General features: G+C 57.2%; 9 protein-coding genes, 1 tRNA gene and 1 pseudogene. 4 read left to right on the forward strand and 7 right to left on the reverse strand.

The window, feature by feature from the left end:
* Window position 1: 1 nt before the first annotated feature.
* From SFU85_03295 to metH, 4 genes are all read right to left on the reverse strand, one after another.
* On the reverse strand, window positions 2-946 hold the full coding sequence (locus SFU85_03295; GenBank protein ID MDX6765796.1) for an Amuc_1100 family pilus-like protein: 945 nt from the start codon (window positions 944-946) through the stop codon (window positions 2-4).
* The gene (pilM, locus tag SFU85_03300; protein ID MDX6765797.1) at window positions 943-2733 is read right to left on the reverse strand and encodes a pilus assembly protein PilM; all 1791 of its coding nucleotides are present in this window, start codon (window positions 2731-2733) and stop codon (window positions 943-945) included. The genes SFU85_03295 and pilM overlap by 4 nt, the downstream gene beginning before the upstream one ends.
* Before the next feature lie 30 nt (window positions 2734-2763).
* Window positions 2764-3333, reverse strand: coding sequence for a hypothetical protein (locus SFU85_03305; protein MDX6765798.1), 570 nt, complete (start codon window positions 3331-3333; stop codon window positions 2764-2766).
* Between the two features lie 191 nt (window positions 3334-3524).
* Window positions 3525-7247 carry a methionine synthase gene (gene metH, locus SFU85_03310; protein ID MDX6765799.1) on the reverse strand — a complete coding sequence of 1241 codons (3723 nt, stop codon included), beginning with the start codon at window positions 7245-7247 and terminating at the stop codon, window positions 3525-3527.
* Window positions 7248-7394: 147 nt separating this feature from the next.
* Here metH and SFU85_03315 point away from each other — a divergent pair.
* Window positions 7395-7467, forward strand: a tRNA-Glu gene (locus SFU85_03315).
* A 604-nt stretch (window positions 7468-8071) separates the two neighbouring features.
* Here the strand turns inward: SFU85_03315 and SFU85_03320 are convergent.
* From SFU85_03320 to SFU85_03330, 3 genes and pseudogenes are all read right to left on the reverse strand, one after another.
* Window positions 8072-8880 (reverse strand): annotated as a pseudogene (locus SFU85_03320) (IS5 family transposase).
* A gap of 1053 nt (window positions 8881-9933) precedes the next feature.
* The gene (locus SFU85_03325; GenBank protein MDX6765800.1) at window positions 9934-11088 is read right to left on the reverse strand and encodes an ABC transporter ATP-binding protein; all 1155 of its coding nucleotides are present in this window, start codon (window positions 11086-11088) and stop codon (window positions 9934-9936) included.
* Between the two features lie 258 nt (window positions 11089-11346).
* A complete protein-coding gene (locus SFU85_03330) occupies window positions 11347-12633 on the reverse strand; it encodes an alpha-L-fucosidase (GenBank protein MDX6765801.1) in 1287 nt (428 codons plus the stop codon).
* 484 nt (window positions 12634-13117) lie between these two features.
* Between SFU85_03330 and SFU85_03335 the strand changes: the two genes are divergently transcribed.
* From SFU85_03335 to SFU85_03345, 3 genes are read left to right on the forward strand one after another with little or no spacing between them, the layout of a single operon-like run.
* On the forward strand, window positions 13118-13936 hold the full coding sequence (locus SFU85_03335) for a hypothetical protein (GenBank protein ID MDX6765802.1): 819 nt from the start codon (window positions 13118-13120) through the stop codon (window positions 13934-13936).
* Window positions 13933-15636 carry an extracellular solute-binding protein gene (locus SFU85_03340; GenBank protein MDX6765803.1) on the forward strand — a complete coding sequence of 568 codons (1704 nt, stop codon included), beginning with the start codon at window positions 13933-13935 and terminating at the stop codon, window positions 15634-15636. The genes SFU85_03335 and SFU85_03340 overlap by 4 nt, the downstream gene beginning before the upstream one ends.
* Window positions 15633-17630 (forward strand): ABC transporter permease subunit, encoded by a 1998-nt coding sequence (locus SFU85_03345; GenBank protein MDX6765804.1) that lies wholly within the window; start codon window positions 15633-15635, stop codon window positions 17628-17630. Before SFU85_03340 ends, SFU85_03345 begins: the two co-directional genes overlap by 4 nt.
* Window positions 17631-17632 lie beyond the last annotated feature (2 nt).

Raw genomic sequence — 17632 nt, forward strand, 5'->3', positions numbered from 1 at the left:
ATCAGGGCTGGGCCGGTTTGGGTTTGGCGTTTGGATTGCCGGGCTTTTCGCCGGAAGCATCGGCTTTCCAGTAGATCAGATCGATGCGGATGCGGGCGACGAGGTCTTCCTGACCGACGATGGGGACGAGGAGCTTGGCCCCCTCCCCTTCCTTGGCGGCGGAGTTGGCGAATTCCGAGCGTTTCGGCACGGTGTTTTTTTCATTTTCCACCACGACGAATCGGGTGATGAAGATCATCGGGCTGCGACCAAGGGCGTTGACGAAAGCGTTGAAGGCCGAGGGGGAAGACTTGAATTTGACCTCGAAGGGGAAAACCCGGTAAAGACCGCCCGTGCCTTCGACCACCGCGGCATTGATCGACTCCTCTGAGGTCGTGCCACCAACCGCACCCGAGTCTTCCACCATGACCCGGCGAATTTCCCGGATTTCGCCAACCTTGGCCTCGATGAGGAGGCGGGAGATTTCTTCGAGCGCGGCCAATTGGATGCCGATGTCATGGGTGGCCCCGGCCGGAGGAGAGGCCACACGGTAGCGCTTGAACCCGAAGTAAAAATCATCCGCTGTCTGCACGTTGCCCTGGTCGGCCCGTTTTTTGAGATCTTCGCGGACTGAGACCAGTTTTTCCTTCCAAGTTTCCTGGGGCAGGCCTTTCTTGTCAGGACCGAGGAAGGGGGCAAAGCGGGAAGCGGCACGGTCGAGTTGGGGGAGGATTTCTTTGGCCAGCGCACTGACAGCCTCCTTGTTGCCCTCGAGCAATTTGAGGTTCTGGCTGGTCGGGGAAAAGCCCTTGGACTGGACCTGCTGGAGTTTCTCCGTGATGGAGGTGCGTTCGGCCAAGGCGGTTTCCAACTGTCCGGCGGTCCAATACCAGGCACCGCCGCCCAGCAGCCCGATGACCACGAATCCAATGATTCCGAAGAGGAGGTGTTGGGGGATCTGCTTCATGGCTGGAGGCTGACCTGACGGTCCTCCTTGAGGGTGGCCTTGATCAGGAACAAGGTCGCCACTTGGTCCCCGTCGGGGGGTTCGCGGTTGATGATGTCGATTTTCTCAAACCAACCGGTGGCTTGGAGGCTGGAAACAAACGTGTTGAGGATGTCCCATTGACTGGCCTCGACGAAGCCGCGCAGGTTGATCTCGGTGCCGCGGGGGGCGACGTTGATGGAGGTTTCCGGAGCGGTGGGTTTGGCACCGGGAGCGAGAGGCTTGGTTCCGGGGGCCGGGACACGCGGACGGGAGGGGGCCGTGCCGCCGGGTGATCCGGAGCCACCCTTGGTTGCGGCTTCCAGCGGCTGGTTGTTGAAGGTCATGTCCATCTGGGTCAACCAAAGTCCGGTGCTGGTCTGCGCGCACTGGCCGATCTGGACAAGCAAATCCGGCCAATAGTCCCGCTGCACAACCAACCGCTGCACGGCATCGACCCGTTGCTTGAAGGAGGCCAGTTCCTTGTCGGCTTTCTCAATCCGCGCGGCCAGCGTGGTTTTCTGATCGTAGTCCGATTGCAATTGCGCGGTTTCGGCGGAAACGGCGGAGGCCCGGAGGAAATTGACCCCGGCGATGGCCGCGAAACAGGCCGCCCAGGCCAGCAGACCGACGACGAGATACGGCACCGCGCGGCGTTTTTCCCGCGCGACCTTGGCCGAGGAGGGCTCGAGGTTGATCTCGACCGGACATTCACCGGCCATGCGGAGGGCCAGACCGACCAATTCCCCAAGTTGGAAGGCTTCGGCGGCGACCCGGTTGCGGTCGATATCCTGGGCGAGATTGACATTGCGCAGGGGGTTGAAGTGTTCCACCGGAATATTCATCTTCTCCTTGAAGAAAAGATCGGCGAAAGGCATACAGGCCGAACCCCCGGCCAGATGGATCTTCTTGGGGGCACTCCCACCCTGCTGGTTGCGGTAGAAGCCAACCGACCGGTTCAACTCCGCATGGAGCTTGGAAAAAATGCTGCGGGCGATTTTGGAAATACGGGCGGCGGCGGCATCGTCCGGATCCTTGTAGGCCCCGCCGAGACCGACAAAGCCCTTGCCCTTTTTGAGGGTTTCGGCGGCGACATAGGGCTCCTGGAACTCGTTGGAGATGTTCTGGGAAATGAGGTGGCCACCGACGGGGATGACACGGATGAAGATGCGGGAACCCTCGATGAAGATCAGGTTGGTGTTTTTGGCCCCGATGTCGATGAGCAGGTGGCATTCATCGGGGACGCCGTAGTTGTAGTAAAACGCATTGATCAGGGCCAGGCCGGCCACATCGACGCCCGCCAGTTCGATTTTGCAGGCGCGGAAAGCCCCGGCGGCCTGCTCGACGATGTCCTGCTTGATGGCGACAATCAGGGCCTCATTTTCTTTGGCCCCAGTTCCACCCAGCATTTGATAGTCCCAAACGACTTCGTTGATGGGAAAGGGCACGTTCTGTTGGGCCTCGAAGACGACCATTTTGTCGATCTCGGCCGCGGCGACCGGAGGGAGCTTGACGAAGCGGGTGAAGGCGAACTGGCCTGAAAGGCTGCAGTAGGCGGGGGCGCTGGGGAGTCCTTTTTCCCGGAGGAGGTTCTGCAGGGTTTCGAGGATGAAGGGGAACCGGTCCTGTTCCTTGTTCGGGTCAAGACCCATGTCCTTGATTCCGTAGCGCAGGAGAGTGAGATCGCCCGAGGCGCTGACCTGGAAGGCCGCGGCTTTGAGATTGCTCGACCCGAGGTCAATGGTGAGGATGCGTTGGGCGGATGCCACGGGATTGGGAAGGCTGGGGGTGGGAGGTGGTCAGCGGGTGGCTGCTTTGATCTGGTTGAACTTGCGTTGCTCCATGGGCCAGAAAGGGGAGTCCTTGAGGTTCACAAGCACGCCGGGCACCTGGGGGAAGGAGCTGAACCAATTGGGTTGATCCTTGCGCAGATCAAGCCCCGGACCGTTGGAACGACCGTTTTCCATCAAATCGACGTGGACGTTGGCTTTCTTGATGCCGTCCTTGCCTGCGGATCCACCGTAGCGCGACACCGCGGCAGGGTGGAGGTAGGCCGTGGCCACGTGACCGTTGCCCTTGGGAACATTGATGAAGGTGACTTCGGAAGTCAGGATGATGGTCTCGTTCTTCTTCAGGGTGTCGACCATGTCCGTGTAAAACTTGACAGTGATTTCTTCGGTGAGCTCCTCGGTCGTATCAAATTTTGCCTCAATGACGTACCAATCCTCTCCCAGAACCCTGTTACCCGGCGTGGCCGTTTCCGCTTCCCGGGGTAGCGTTGCCTTCTCCAACTTGATGGAATTTTCCACCAAACGGGCCGGCTGGCCTTGGGCCACCAGAGAAGTTATGGCAAGCAAAGAGGCGACCATTCCCACGATAAAAACGCGAGAGAAGTGAGCAATCATGACAAAAGATTAGCTTATCCATGAAAGTCAGGTCAAAAGTTTTTTACGGTAAATTCGGTATTTAAAACGATAACCCCCGCCAATCGCCCAATTTGCCCGGAAACATTTTTTGCAATGGCCACTGGACGTTGGGGCAGGCCGCTTTCACCTCAGGATCAGGCCGAGTAGGCCAGATTGGGGCGCAACCAACGCTCCACCTCCCCAACCGAAGAAGTCTTACGGCGCGCGTAGTCCGAAACCTGGTCGGCCTGCAACGGGCCGACGGCAAAATACCGGGCTTCGGGGTGGGCAAAATACCACCCGCTGACGGAGCTGGCCGGTGTCATGGCAAAGCTTTCGGTCAAACGCACGCCGATCCGCTCGGACACTTGCAGCAATCGGAACAACTTACCCTTCTCCGTATGGTCGGGGCAGGCCGGATAGCCGGGGGCCGGACGGATACCGCGGTAACGCTCCCGGATCAGATCTTCCTGGCTCAGATCTTCCGCATGGCCGTAACCCCATGCCTTCCGGGCCTGTAAGTGCAGGTATTCGGCAAAAGCCTCGGCCAGCCGGTCGGCCAGGGCCTTGGACAAAATCGATTGATAATCATCATGCCGGGCTTCGAATTCGGCACAAAGCGCTTCCAAGCCATGACCCGCGGTGACGGCGAACGCCCCCAAGTGATCGCGCCGTCCACTTCCGCCCGGGGCGATGAAGTCGGCCAGAGCGTAGTTGGGCTTGCCCGGCTGCTTGGCCAACTGCTGTCGCAGGGTCAGCAAACGCTCGCATTCACGCCCGCTTCCCCCCGGTTCGGTCAACACGATGTCATCGCCTTCGGCATGGGCCGGGAAGAAGCCCCAGACCGCCCGGGGCTGTAAAAGATCGTTTTCTGTGATCCGGCGCAACAACTCCTGCGCGTCCCGGAACAATTCCTTCGCCTGCACCCCCACCACCGCATCCTCCAGGATCTCCGGGTAACGCCCCCGCAGTTCCCATGCATGGAAGAATGGCGACCAATCGATGAAGGGCACCAGATCGGCCGCCCGCACCCCAGTCACTTCCCTCACCCCGGTGAACTCCGGCTGCGGAATATCGACCGTGGACCAGTCGCAGGTGAACCGGTTGGCGCGCGCCGCTTCCAAAGCCAGCAGCTTCTGTGTCTCCTGCCGCTCGGCATGGATCCGCCGCGCCTCCTCCTGCGCGGCGCGTACCGTGGCCGTGTAGGACGGGGCGGTTTCCGGGTTGAGCAACTGGCCCGCCACCCCGACCACCCGGGAGGCATCGATGACATGGCAGGTCAGGTGGTCGTAATGCGGGGCGATCTTGATGGCGGTGTGGGCGGCACTGGTCGTGGCACCACCAATGAGCAAGGGGACGGTGAATCCCCTGCGCTTCATCTCCTGCGCCACATGGACCATCTCGTCCAACGAAGGCGTGATCAGGCCGCTCAGGCCGACCAGGTCGGCCTTCTCTTCCATCGCGGCATCGAGGATTTTGTCGCACGACACCATGACACCGAGGTCGACGACCCGGTAGTTGTTGCAGGCCAGGACGACACCGACGATGTTCTTGCCGATGTCGTGCACATCACCCTTGACCGTGGCCATGAGGACGGTGCCCTGGGCCCGGGTGTCGGCGTTGGCGGCTTTCTCCGCTTCCATGAACGGGGTCAGGTAGGCCACGGCCTTCTTCATCACCCGTGCGCTCTTGACAACCTGCGGCAGGAACATCTTGCCCTCGCCAAAGAGGTCACCCACCACCTTCATCCCGTCCATCAGGGGGCCCTCGATGACCTGGAGCGGCCGGGCGAATTTCTGCCGGGCTTCCTCGGTGTCGGCATCGATGTGGGTGGTCAGGCCCTTGATCAGGGCGAACTTCAACCGTTCCTCGACCGTACCCGAGCGCCAGGCCTCGTCTTCTTTCGCGCGCGAGGTGTCCTGGCCCTTGAGCGATTCGGCGTATTCGACCAAGCGTTCGGTGGCGTCGGGACGGCGGTTGAGCAGGACATCTTCAACGCGCTCCAGCAAACCCGGTTCGATGTCCTGGTATACGGCAAGCATGCCGGCGTTGACGATGCCCATGTCGAGACCGGCGCGGATGGCGTGGTAAAGGAAGGCCGAATGCATGGCCTCGCGCACCGGGTTGTTCCCGCGGAAGGAGAAGGACACGTTGCTGATCCCGCCGCTGACGCGGGCATGGGGCAGGTTCTGCTTGATCCATCGCACGGCCTCGATGAAATCGACGGCATACTTGTTGTGCTCCTCGATGCCGGTGGCGACGGTCAGGACGTTCGGGTCGAAGATGATGTCCTCCGGCGGAAAACCCGCTTTCTGCGTCAGGAGCTCGTAGGCCCGGCGGCACACCTCGGTTTTGCGCTGGAAGTGGTCGGCTTGACCTAACTCGTCAAAAGCCATTACGACCACCGCTGCCCCGTAGCGGCGGACCAGGCGGGCCTGGGCCAGGAACTTTTCCTCGCCTTCCTTGAGCGAAATGGAATTGACCACGCCCTTGCCCTGGAGGCATTTCAGTCCGGCTTCGATGACCGACCACTTCGAGCTATCGACCATGATGGGCACGCGGGCGATCTCGGATTCCACCGCCAGGAGGTTGAGGAACCGCGTCATGCACGCCTCGGAATCGAGCAGGCCCTCGTCGAAGTTGACGTCGATGATCTGGGCCCCGTTGTCGACCTGCTGCTTGGCCACGGCCAGGGCGGCCTCGTAGTCCCCCGCCTTGACCAGTTGGGCGAATTTGGGCGAGCCGGTGACGTTGGTGCGTTCGCCGATGTTGACGAAATTGGTCTCCGGACGGAGGGTGACGGCATCGAGGCCGCTCAAGCGCAGTGAGGGTGCGATCTGCGGAACCCGGCGTGGGCGGCAGTGTTTGACGAGACCGATCATGGCCTCGATGTGTGCGGGCGTCGTGCCGCAGCAACCACCAAGGAGGTTGAGCCAACCCTGCTCGGCCCATTCGCGAAGTTGCGGGGCCAGCGAGTCCGGGGTTTCCGGAAATCCCGTGGGGGAGAGCGGGTCGGGCAACCCGGCGTTGGGGTAGGCACTGAGGTAGACCGGGGCGGTATGCGATAGTTCCTCGATCAACGAACGCATTTCCTTCGGACCGAGGGCGCAATTCATGCCCACGCTCAACAACGGGACATGGGAGATGGAATTCCAGAAGGCCTCCACCGTCTGGCCCGTCACCCCGCGGTTGCTTCCGGCCTGGATGAAAGTGACCGAAGCCATGAGGGGAACGCGCTGGCGGCGCTCGTCGAGCAACTGCTCGATGGCGAAGAAAGCCGCCTTGGCGTTGAGGGTGTCGAAAATGGTCTCAACGATGAGGATGTCGGCCCCGCCGTCCAGGAGCCCGCGGGCCTGCTCACGGTAGGCGGCCACCAATTCATCATACGTCACTCCCCTCGCCCCGGGGTCGTTGACATCGGTGGAAATTGAGCTGGTCCGCGTGGTCGGTCCGATGGCCCCGGCGACGAAGCACCGTCGTGCGGTGAAGGCATCGACGGCGGCACGGGCATTGGCCGCTCCCGCCCGGGCCAGTTCGTAGGCCAGCGATTCCATGCCATAGTCGGCCAGGGAAATGGACTGGGAATTGAAGGTGTTGGTCTCGACAATGTCGGCCCCGGCTTCCAGATACTGCCGGTGGATGCCGGTGATGATGTCGGGACGCGTCAAATTGAGCAGATCCCCGAGGCCTTTGAGATCCTTGGGCCAATCTTGGAAACGGGTGCCGCGATAATCGGCTTCTGAAAGCTTGTACTGCTGGATCATCGTGCCCATGGCCCCGTCGATGAAGACCAGGCGTTCCTGCAAGAGCGTGCGCAGCGCCGTCTCGGCCTCACCGGCGGGAAGGGAGCTCCATGATGACAAAGGGGATGAAGACATATCTTCGTATCATGATATATTGATATATATCAGAAGCAAAGCAAAAGTTCCGGGATAGTCGGCCGCAGGCGAACGGCCCGGCGGGAGGCACGGAAATTTTCCGTTGCCAAGGGGGCGGGGCCTTGGGTATGTTTTCCCTTCCTCAGCGACCCTATCGTCTAGAGGCCTAGGACACTTCCCTTTCACGGAAGATGCACGGGTTCGAATCCCGTTAGGGTCATTCCTCTCTTTCTCCTTAAGTCCCTGTGGTTTACAGAGGTAGAATCGGAAAAAGGTCTCCAACAGTTTACACGATTTTGCCCATTTTTCCCTGTAATGACGGAGGGCTTCTCAATACAATGACCGCTGAGGGAGCACGAAATCAACACGCCAAAGCTGGCCACCGTTTCCAAGAAATCTGCCAAATGCAGTCGTTTACCAGTAGCACGGGAAAAGCTTGAAGCTTGGCGGCAAGATTATAACAGACAGAGACCCATGGGGGTATAGGCGGATCGGGCCCCGGTTGATTTCCTCAAGGCCATAAAAAAACCAACAACAAAACGGACTGCGAAGCCCAAAGACTAAAGTTCAACCCTGTCTAGTTTGCAGAATTGCTCAATGGTGCGGTGAGCGGTGTGGCCACGCGATGTAAGCCCGCTGGAGCAGGCAGGCCGTCATGATGTTCTTTTAGGGTCTTGTGCGCACTGCGACATTTGTTTAAAGCGTAAGCTTCATTGTTTTGTACGAAGCCCGCTGCCTGCAAGCCTCTCTCGACGCCATTGCCCAGGCCTCATCCTGGGCAATATCTTACCGCCATCGGTTTCCTGAAAAATACACCTTAGAGCCTATCCGAATAACCCTGTTTGCTTGAAGATGAGGACGGCGAAGGCCAGATGGCCGAAGGCTTCGTAGTTGGCGCATTTCTTGGCCGAGCGGATGAGCAGGGAGCGGAAGCGATTGCTCCAGGAGTGTGAGCGTTCCACCACCCAGCGTCTGGCTTTGTGGCCGCGCTTCTTTTGTCTTATCTCTTCTTTACGGGTGCGCATATGGAGGCGCAGCCCATGCTGGCGTGCGAGTTGTTCGGTCACCGGATAGTCGTATCCCTTGTTCAGACACAAGCCCCCTTTGTCCGCAGGCGGCGGCACAATCAAACCCCACAGGGTTGATTCAAGCAGCCGGTGGTCATTGGTGTTGGCTGCGGCGCAGACTAAAGCCAGGGGCACGCCGGCGGCTTCGGTCAGCAGGCTTCGTTTGCTTTCCCGGCTTGCTGCGGTCGGTGGGGTTGGGCCCGGTTTTTTTCCCCTCCCAAGGGCGCTTTGCCCATGGTGCCATCCACACAAAGATAAGACCAATCCAGGCCCCGGAGTTGGTCGTATTCTTCCACCGCTACCTTCCACAACCGTTGCCAAACCCCTTGGCGAACCCATTGTTGGAAGCGGTCATGCGCGGTGCTGTGGGGGCACAGACCCGTGTCATCCAGCGCGGACCACTGGCAGCCGGTGCGCAAAAGAAAGAAAATGGCGTCGGCACAGTCCTTGTCCGGACGCCGGGGGCGTCCTCCCCCAAACCGGTGGGTGTTGATCCGCTCGGGAAGGACCTTTTCCATTTTTTCCCAGAGTGGGACGGGCATGTGGTATCCAAGTTTTTTAACCATCCCCAGTTTGTGCCTGAACGGAGGAACTTTGTACAGAAAGAGTTATTCGGATAGGCTCTAAGCGCGAAAGCGCCCCGGAGGGCCGCACGCTGTGCGGCTTGGTCGCAGGGCCTGCGACCCTCCGATTGAAACAGGCTCATTCAATATGATTTGATATGACATTCATTTTAAGTTGGGCTGTTTGTTTTTTCCATCTCCGGTACAGGGAGGGGCGCAGCCTCGACAGAAGATGGAGGCTCCGCTGCAACCATCTGGGGCACTGGCCACGCAGGTTTTCATGCGGACGGATGTTGTTCTAGTCCAGCCAGAAGTCCTCAATGTCCACCCGTGCTTCAGTCATTGTCCACTTCGTTATCTAGTTGAGACATTCGTCCGGAACTTGCCATGCAATCGTTCCACAATCCCGTTCGGCCGGGGACTGCCCGGATCAATGCTGATCGTTTTGATGGTGTTTTGTTTGAACCATGCCTGAATGATATTGGCAATAAACTCACTGCCGCTGTCCAAGCGCAGATAATACAGGGACCGTGTTGCCCGGGGCCTTGGCTAACCAATCCGGCATATCCTGGCTTTTCAAGGCTGGCCGGCCCGCAACACGTGGCACGCGGGTGTATTCATCCAGGATAGGCGGCATTCCCAGTCGGATAATGCAGTACACCGCGAAGTGCGTGGAGAACGCGAGGCAGAAACTTACGGTATTGAGGGCTCTATAAAGCAGTTCAAACGCATTACAGATGAATTAAGTCTTACTGATCGGTGACTAAAAAGTTGCCTGAAAATCCTTATGTCTTAGCAATCTTACAATTGTTAGTTATTAGCACCTTGGGCAGAGGCCAAGGGCTTCTTCCTGCATCTATCAAAAGACAGCTCCAAGGTTATGGAGCTGGGTAAAAACAGGCACAGGGTTGTCGAACGAGTCACATCCTGTCTCAACCTATATAGAAAACTCATGATGCGTTGCGAGATAAAAGCCGATAGCTACACACGCAGGGTCGTCTCAATTTACGGATGAGTTTTAAGGCGCGTTGTCGCCATTTCAAAAGGGGGTCGGTATCACACGATGGCCTTCTCACTCGCCTTGTCAAAAAATCGTGCCTTCTCCATGTCGGTGACCAAAGTGAGCCGCCTTCCAATAGCATCCTTGCCCATGGCCCGGCGGGAACGGGCAACGACAGGGTGCGAACCGGTATTGAAATTGTAATAGGTCTCCGGACCCATGGGTTCGATGACCTCTAATTGGGCCTGAAAGGCCCCTACAGGGGGGATCTCCTGGCCCTCGGCCAGCAAATCCAGATTCTCCGGGCGCAGACCAAGCACTACCGGCTTGTTTTCGTGCGTCGCCAACTTGCGTGCCAATTCCCCATCCAGGACAATTGCAAGAGCGGCACTTTCTGAGCCCGCCTTTTTTTGTTCATGGAAGCAAAGCGATCCTCCGTTTCGGGTGATGGTTCCCTGGATGAAATTCATAGCCGGACTACCGATGAAGCCGGCGACAAAAAGATTGGCCGGCTCATTGTAGATGGTGAGCGGCTCCGCGATTTGCTGGACCTTCCCCATTTTCATGACCACGATCCTGTCAGCCATCGTCATCGCCTCCACCTGGTCATGGGTGACGTAGATCATGGTGCTGCTCAAGGTGCGGTGGAGTTTGGAAATTTCGGTTCGCATCTCCACACGCATTTTGGCATCAAGGTTGGACAAGGGCTCGTCGAAGAGGAAAGCCTTGGGCTGCCGAACGATGGCCCGGCCGAGGGCCACGCGTTGCCGCTGGCCACCGGAAAGCGCCTTGGGCTTGCGCTCTAGAAGATTGTCAGGCTCAGAAAGTCCAAGGATGCGGGCAGCCTCGCTCACCCTGCGCTCGATCTCTGGACGGGGTGTCTTGCGCAGTTCCAAGCCGAAAGCCATGTTTTTGTAGACCGACATGTGAGGATAAAGTGCGTAATTCTGGAAGACCATGGCAATGTCCCTGTCCTTGGGCGGAACGTCATTGATGACTTTGCCATCGATAAAAATGCGGCCTTTGCTGATTTCCTCCAGGCCGGCAATCATGCGCAGGGTGGTGGTTTTGCCGCAACCAGAAGGACCCACTAGAACCATGAATTCACGGTCCTCGATTTCAAAGTGGGCGTCGTCCACGGCGACTTTCTCCGTACGGTTTTTCTCCCCGGGATATATCTTATAGAGATGTTCAATAATGACTTTGGCCATGGCGTCTTTCTTTGCGGTGTGTTTTGCCCTTAATATAGGCCGGCAGATGGGCGGTCAGTGCGGCATTGATGGTTCCGAATCAAAAGTCCGGAGTAGTGATAAAAATAGAGTAATGGATTTGTCGAACCATGTGAATACCCGGTTTTGCATCTCCTTTTTTTGCGAAGAGGGATCTTGATCCAACGGCTCAGCCATCGATCCTGCGTCGTGTAGAGGAAGAGTGCCCATTCCGCGAACTCATGGCTCTAAGCACCCCGATCAGCCTGTTCTCAGTTGCGCCACTCTGACAACAAGCTGAGTTCCATATGGATATCCCGTGCAATCCACGGCACAAAGCCCTTTGCCAACGTCCTGGGTCCACGAAAGCGATTCATCACTGTCCAACCATCGGGCCGCGACTATTTTCTGATTTAGCCCGCGGATCGCCCGCAATCCGCCCGATCCACCGCCGACCGTCACATGCTCATTGCCTTTGATGGGGAGATTGAAAGCAAAGTAATAAAAGTCCTTTCCCGCCCGCAAGAGAAAATCCTTTCCCTGGCATTGAACCCCCGGCACCGGTTTGCCCTCACGCACAGAGCTCCCAAACAACTTGAGCCAATCGCCCACCCGTCGCAATGCGGCCGCCTCATATTCTGGAACCCCCCCCTGGGCAGTCGGTCCGACATTGAGCAGGTAGTTGGCTCCGACTTTGCGCGACAGACAAAGGGTCTCTATGATCTGGGCGGGAGAGAGGTAGTTCAGGTCACGGCTCCCTATACCCCAATGCGCATTCATGGTCTGGCACATCTCACCTGCAATGTACTTTTTCCAACCCGACCGGTCGGGCATGGTGGGCAAACCCTGCTCGAATGTGGTGCTGTCGATCTCGGGGTGGCCCAATGCCCCCTCGGCACCAATCCCGGTGTTGTTGATGATCAGGGCCTGCGGTTGGTGTTTGCGGATGAGGGCATAAAGTCGGTCTTCTTTCCAATCCGCCGCTTTGTACGCCCAGTTTCCATCAAACCAGAAACCCCCGATCTCACCGTAGTGCCGGCAAAGGATCTCAACCGAAGCATGGAGATAATCCAAGTACCGCGGGAAATCCGCACCCCCGTCAGGCTCCGGCTTCCAGGATGATTTCGCCCACCACTGCCAGTCAATCGTGGTGTGATAAAGAAATGGAACCAATTTCTCCGCCCGGCAGGCTTCGACGAATTCCAACACCAAGTCACGCCGCGCCGGAGAGTGTGGGGCGTCGAAGGTAGACAGTCCGCGCGTGTCGTAGAGAGAAAAACCCTCGTGATGGCGCGTGGTTAAGGTCATGTAGCGCATTCCGGCCTCTCTGGCCAGCCGGGCCCAACGACGCGCGTCAAATTCTTTCGCTGTGAACGTTTTCTGGAGACGGTTGTATTTTGAGGCAGGAATGCGCTGGTGCAGCATCACCCACTCTCCCTCCCCCAATTGGGAATACAGCCCCCAATGAATGAACATGCCATAGGCCAATTTTTCAAAGCGGGCGATGCGTGATTCAGGTTTGGGAACAAGAAGAGGTGTCTTTTTCATGATCAAGGTGGAAGATGCTGCGGATGCCCCTCGTGTCTGAGAATTTTACCACAAAGCACCTTCTTCTCGTTTGCTATACTACCATCAAACCAACAGCCTCGATTCTTACCATCTCATTTCTTTCATTGCAACACATGTATCAGTTTGACCGTATTCCTACCTGACCGGATACTTTTCCCTTGGAAATGCAGGAAGCTTCATGAAATTCCATAAAAACCCAAGAAATGACCACCTTTAGTTTCTACTTGTTGCGGCAAATCAATTCTTTTATAGTGCGTCAGTTGTATCAGTTGGTCGCTTGAGGCGTCGCTTCTGTGATTTGAAATCTGAAATTCACCCCGTCATGTCCTTCTAGATTACAATGCTCGCCCTTTTGCTATCCATAGTAAAACGATTCGATCCGAGTCTCGGCGTTTGGGCCTTGTCGGCCATGGCGTACACACTTGTTGGTTGCTCTCAAGTTTCAGAATCCCCCCAAACTTCATTGTCCATACTTCAAGAGGGTTGGGAATGCTTCCGCTTGGGGGAATTCGAACGTGCCTTGGAAAAATTCCACCTAGTCGAATCCCGGTCTGCCGCTGACTCGCCCGAGTATTTGGAGAGCTTGATGGGGCAGGCCTCTCTCTGGAATACCCGCCAAGATAAACGGGATCCCCGGCGTGCCGAGAAGCTCTACCTGAAGATTGTCAAACTGGCCCCTGGAAGTCAGGCCGCCTCATGGGCATCCCTCGACTTAGTTCGCATCATGCACCTGACCCGGGCAGACCAGCCCCTCGACTACGTTTCACTCGCCAAAAACTACCGCCAGGTTGCGCTGAAATACCCCGGCACCTCTGCCGCGGAAGAGGCGCTCTTGCAGGCCATGGCCTTGGAAGAAATCCAAGCCGACCGCGGTAAACTTCTGAATCTCATCAAGGAGTACCAGGATTTTTTGACCACCCACCCAGAGAGCGGATACAAGGGTGCCGTTTATGGCGCGATGGCCCGGCTGTATGACTCGCTGCGCCGTTATGAGGAAAAACTCACCTCGCTCCTCCACGCTTTGGAATTTCAGGACATCGACAAACTCAATCCCAACGAGCAATACGTCTGGATCTATTGGACAATTGCCGTGACAGCAGAGTTTGATGTCGGAAATTTCCCCGTAGCCCGCCGGTTTTACAACAAATTGCTGGCCGAATATCCCTCGGACTTGTTGGTATTCCGAGCCCGTGAGGCCCTCTCCCGGATGGACCGTGTGGAATCGGACCTGAAACTGGGCCGAGCCATTCCAGAATCCCAGCCATTGGGGAGCTTGAGATGAAAATACTCCAAGCCAAGGGAAGCCTGGCCTTGTTTGTACTTCTGGTGACCTATGCCGCCTGTGTCTTGGTCGTCCACACCCGTACCCGGGAGGACGGAAACCCGGGACTCACCACTATTCGCATCGGACATTGGCAGTTGGAAAGCGGATTTCGTGAAGGCATCGATTATGCCGCGCGCGAATACCAAAAAATTCATCCCCACGTGCATATTGTGCAGGAAGCCATTCCCGAATCGACCTGGAAACAGTGGGTCAGCACCCAGCTGATGGGGGGCACCGCCTCCGATATCCTGGAAATTGGCAACATGGAGCCAAACCTCGTCACCAGTTTCTATGTTCGCTACTTCCTTCCCATAAGCCAGGCGGTGGGCAGACCCAATCCCTACAATTCCGGCACCGATCTCGAAAAAGTCCCCCTGGTCAACACATTCAAGGACGGCCTTCGCAGCTCCTATGTGGGTGAAACCCAGGAGTTCATGAACATCCCGCTTTCGCTGATCGGGGTCCGCATCTTCTACAACCGTACGCTTCTGGAAAAACTGACCGGACGATCCACCCCACCCTCAAACTACCGTGAATTCCTCAAAACCTGTGCTTTGATCCGGTCCCAGACCATTCCCTCCGGGCCAGGCAAAGGCGATCCCTACATCCCCATCGCCGGTTCGGCCTGGCATTACGGCCGCTGGAGGGAATCCATGTTTGAGCCCATCACCTCGATGGCGATGGTCGACAACGATCTCAACCGTGATGGGAGACTTTCCAAGGAGGAGATGTACCTTGGCTTCCAACTGGGACGCTTGTCCATGAAGCATCCCGCTTACCAGGCCATGCTCGGATTGATTCACGAAGTGACCGCGTATTTCCAAACCGGCTACACCGGGCTTTCCCGTGACGAAGCCCTTTTTCTCTTTGCCCAGGAACGGGCGGTATTCATCCCCACTGGGTCCTACGAAGTCATGAGCCTGAAGACCCAGGCCGAAGGAAAATTTGAAATCGGTGTGGCCAATTTTCCCTACCCCGACAAAAGCGATCCAGAATTCGGCTCCGTCATCGAGGGACCCCGTTACGAACTGGTGGACGGCCAGGCCCAATTCGGGATCACGCGGGGATCGAAACATGCCGATACCGCTCTCGATTTCCTGCTGTTCATGGCCAGCCGGAAACAGAACGAGAAGATCAATGCCCGTTTTGGCTGGATCCCGATCATCAAAGGCGCGGAGTCCACCCCCGAATTGCAGGCTTTCAACCCGAACCTCAACGGGGTCATTGCCGCATTCGACCCTTCACTTGGGCCTGAAACCGCCATCCGCTGGTTACAAATGATCGCCCTCTATCAAGTCAATCAGATTTCTTCCGAGGAATTGTCCAATCAATACGGGGATTTTTACCAAAAAGCCGGAGCGGCGGACCTGCAGGAGTTTTTGCGCAATGCCCGTCGGGGTTATGCACGCGACGTCCAAATGCTCGTCGGACAGAGAGCCCTGGCCGGCTCCCAACCACAGGACAGCAGGGATTGGATCCGTTATCGCAAGATCCTCACCGACCGCCTGATCGGTGCCGAAGTTTACCTGCGCAAAATTCAGGCACTCTCCGGCAAGGACGCTGAACATCCTCCGATTTACCCCTATCGATACCAACCTGAGGCCCTGGAAAAGATCCGCTCTCAATTCTACAAGGCACCGAAGGGCGGAAATTCATGAGCCGTCAAATTCCCTGGAGACAGGTCCATCACCACTGGGAAATCTATTTCCTGGGTCTTCCCACATTCATACTGGTGGCCCTCTTCCAGTACTACCCGGCAGCCAGCGGCATTTTCCACAGTTTTTACCGTTGGAACGGCTCCGATATCTCCGAATTCGTGGGACTAGCCAACTACACGGATCTACTCGGATCGACGGCCTTTTGGCAGTCTTTCAATGTGGCCCTGACTTTGGGCTTGTGGAATGTCGCCAAAATGATTCCGGCAATTGCCGTGGCCGTCTGGATCCATCGATGCCGCAGCACGAAATGGCAATTCGTCTATCGCCTGCTTTTCGTCATCCCAATGGTCATTCCCACTCTGGTGGTGGCTCTCATTTGGAGATCTTTTTTCTTCGAGGCCATCTCCGGGTATCTCAACCAATTCCTCAATATCACCGGTCTTTTCACCCTGCTATGCCGTCTGGACCAATGGCTGGCATGGGGCGGTATCTTTGTCCAAGGCGCCAAGCCCGCCTGGTTGGGCGACCCCAGACTCATCCTCACAGCCTGTATCGTCTGGGGATTTCCATGGGTGGGTTCCTTCGCCGTCCTCACCCATCTGGCGAAGTTGCAGAACATTCCCAAAGAGCTCTATGAGGCCGGTGAAATCGATGGCACCAATTGGTGGAACAAGTTCACCCAGATCGAATTGCCCCTGATGATGGGTTCGATCTACCTCATGCTGGTTTTTGTCATCATTGGAACTATCAAGGATGCCGGCATGATCCTGGCCCTGGCGGGGCTGGAAGGCGGCCCTGGCGGGGTCGTCACCGTCCCGGCGCTCTTCATGCTCCGCAAGGCTTTCGTGGGCCAGGAAATGGGCGCGGCCTGCGCGGTTGGGATCATCCTCACCTTGGTGGTCATGATGCTGCAAAAGATCAGTGAATTCGCCCTGCAGGAACCTTCCCTCCGGGGGCGGTTCCACTCCATTCTCCCGTGGTTCTGTGGTCTCTTGGGAATCTTCCTCGTCGCCAGCAGTTTTTCACTCCTTCCCGGCTTGTGTCTTCTCGGACTGGCCCTGCCCTGGGGGGTGTTCGCCCGATTTATCCAACGGATGGGTTTGTTCAATGGCACACTCCTCCATGTTCAGCCAGTGCCTGCGCTAAATAACAAACCAATAATCAAATCCAGGCTGTCGATGGACTTGCCCCTGCGTTCATTCAAACACGCCGCCATCTGGTGCATCTTGATTTTTGCCTTCCTGCCCCTTTACCTGATGCTCGTCGTCAGTATCAAGGACAACAGCCAGTTCTATGCCGCTCCGGCCACCCTCACCTCCCCGGCGCACTGGGAAAACTGGCAGTTTGCCTTCGAACTGATCATGCCCAGTGTGGCCAACAGTCTCTACATCGCGCTGAGCAGCACCGGACTTGCCCTTTTCGCCGGATTGGGCGCGGCCTACTTCTTTGCCCGCAACCGCCTGCCCCTGTCCTCCTTTTTTTGGAACGCTCTCCTGATCATGATGATGATGCCGGCCATCGCCAACCTAGCTCCCCTCTTCCGCCTCCTCGCCGACTTGAACCTGCTCAATACCATGACTGCCCTGATTCTTGTCGGTTCCGCCGGTGGCCAGGCCTTTGCCATTTTTGTCCTGCGCAACTTTGTCTCCGAAATTCCCCGCGACCTCTTTGAGGCCGCCGAAATCGACGGGGCCGGGCACTTCCAGCAAATGCGTTATGTGGTGCTGCCCTTGTGCGGTCCGATCCTCGGAACAGTCGGGGTCATGCATTTCATTTCCGAGTGGAACGAATTTATTATGCCCCTGATCGTCATGCGCGACTCCGCCAATCTCCCGGTCATGGTCCAGTTGCTCCGTTTGGCAGGCGAGTATGTCAAATTCTGGGGACCACTCATGGCCGGCTATGCCATTGCCAGTTTGCCGGTCATCTTCCTGTTTTCCTTCAGCATGAAATTGTTCACCCGAGGACTGACGGAAGGAGCCGTTAAGGGTTGACC

The organism is Candidatus Methylacidiphilales bacterium, from assembly GCA_033875315.1.
GTDB lineage: Bacteria > Verrucomicrobiota > Verrucomicrobiia > Methylacidiphilales > CAZTYG01 > JANRJG01.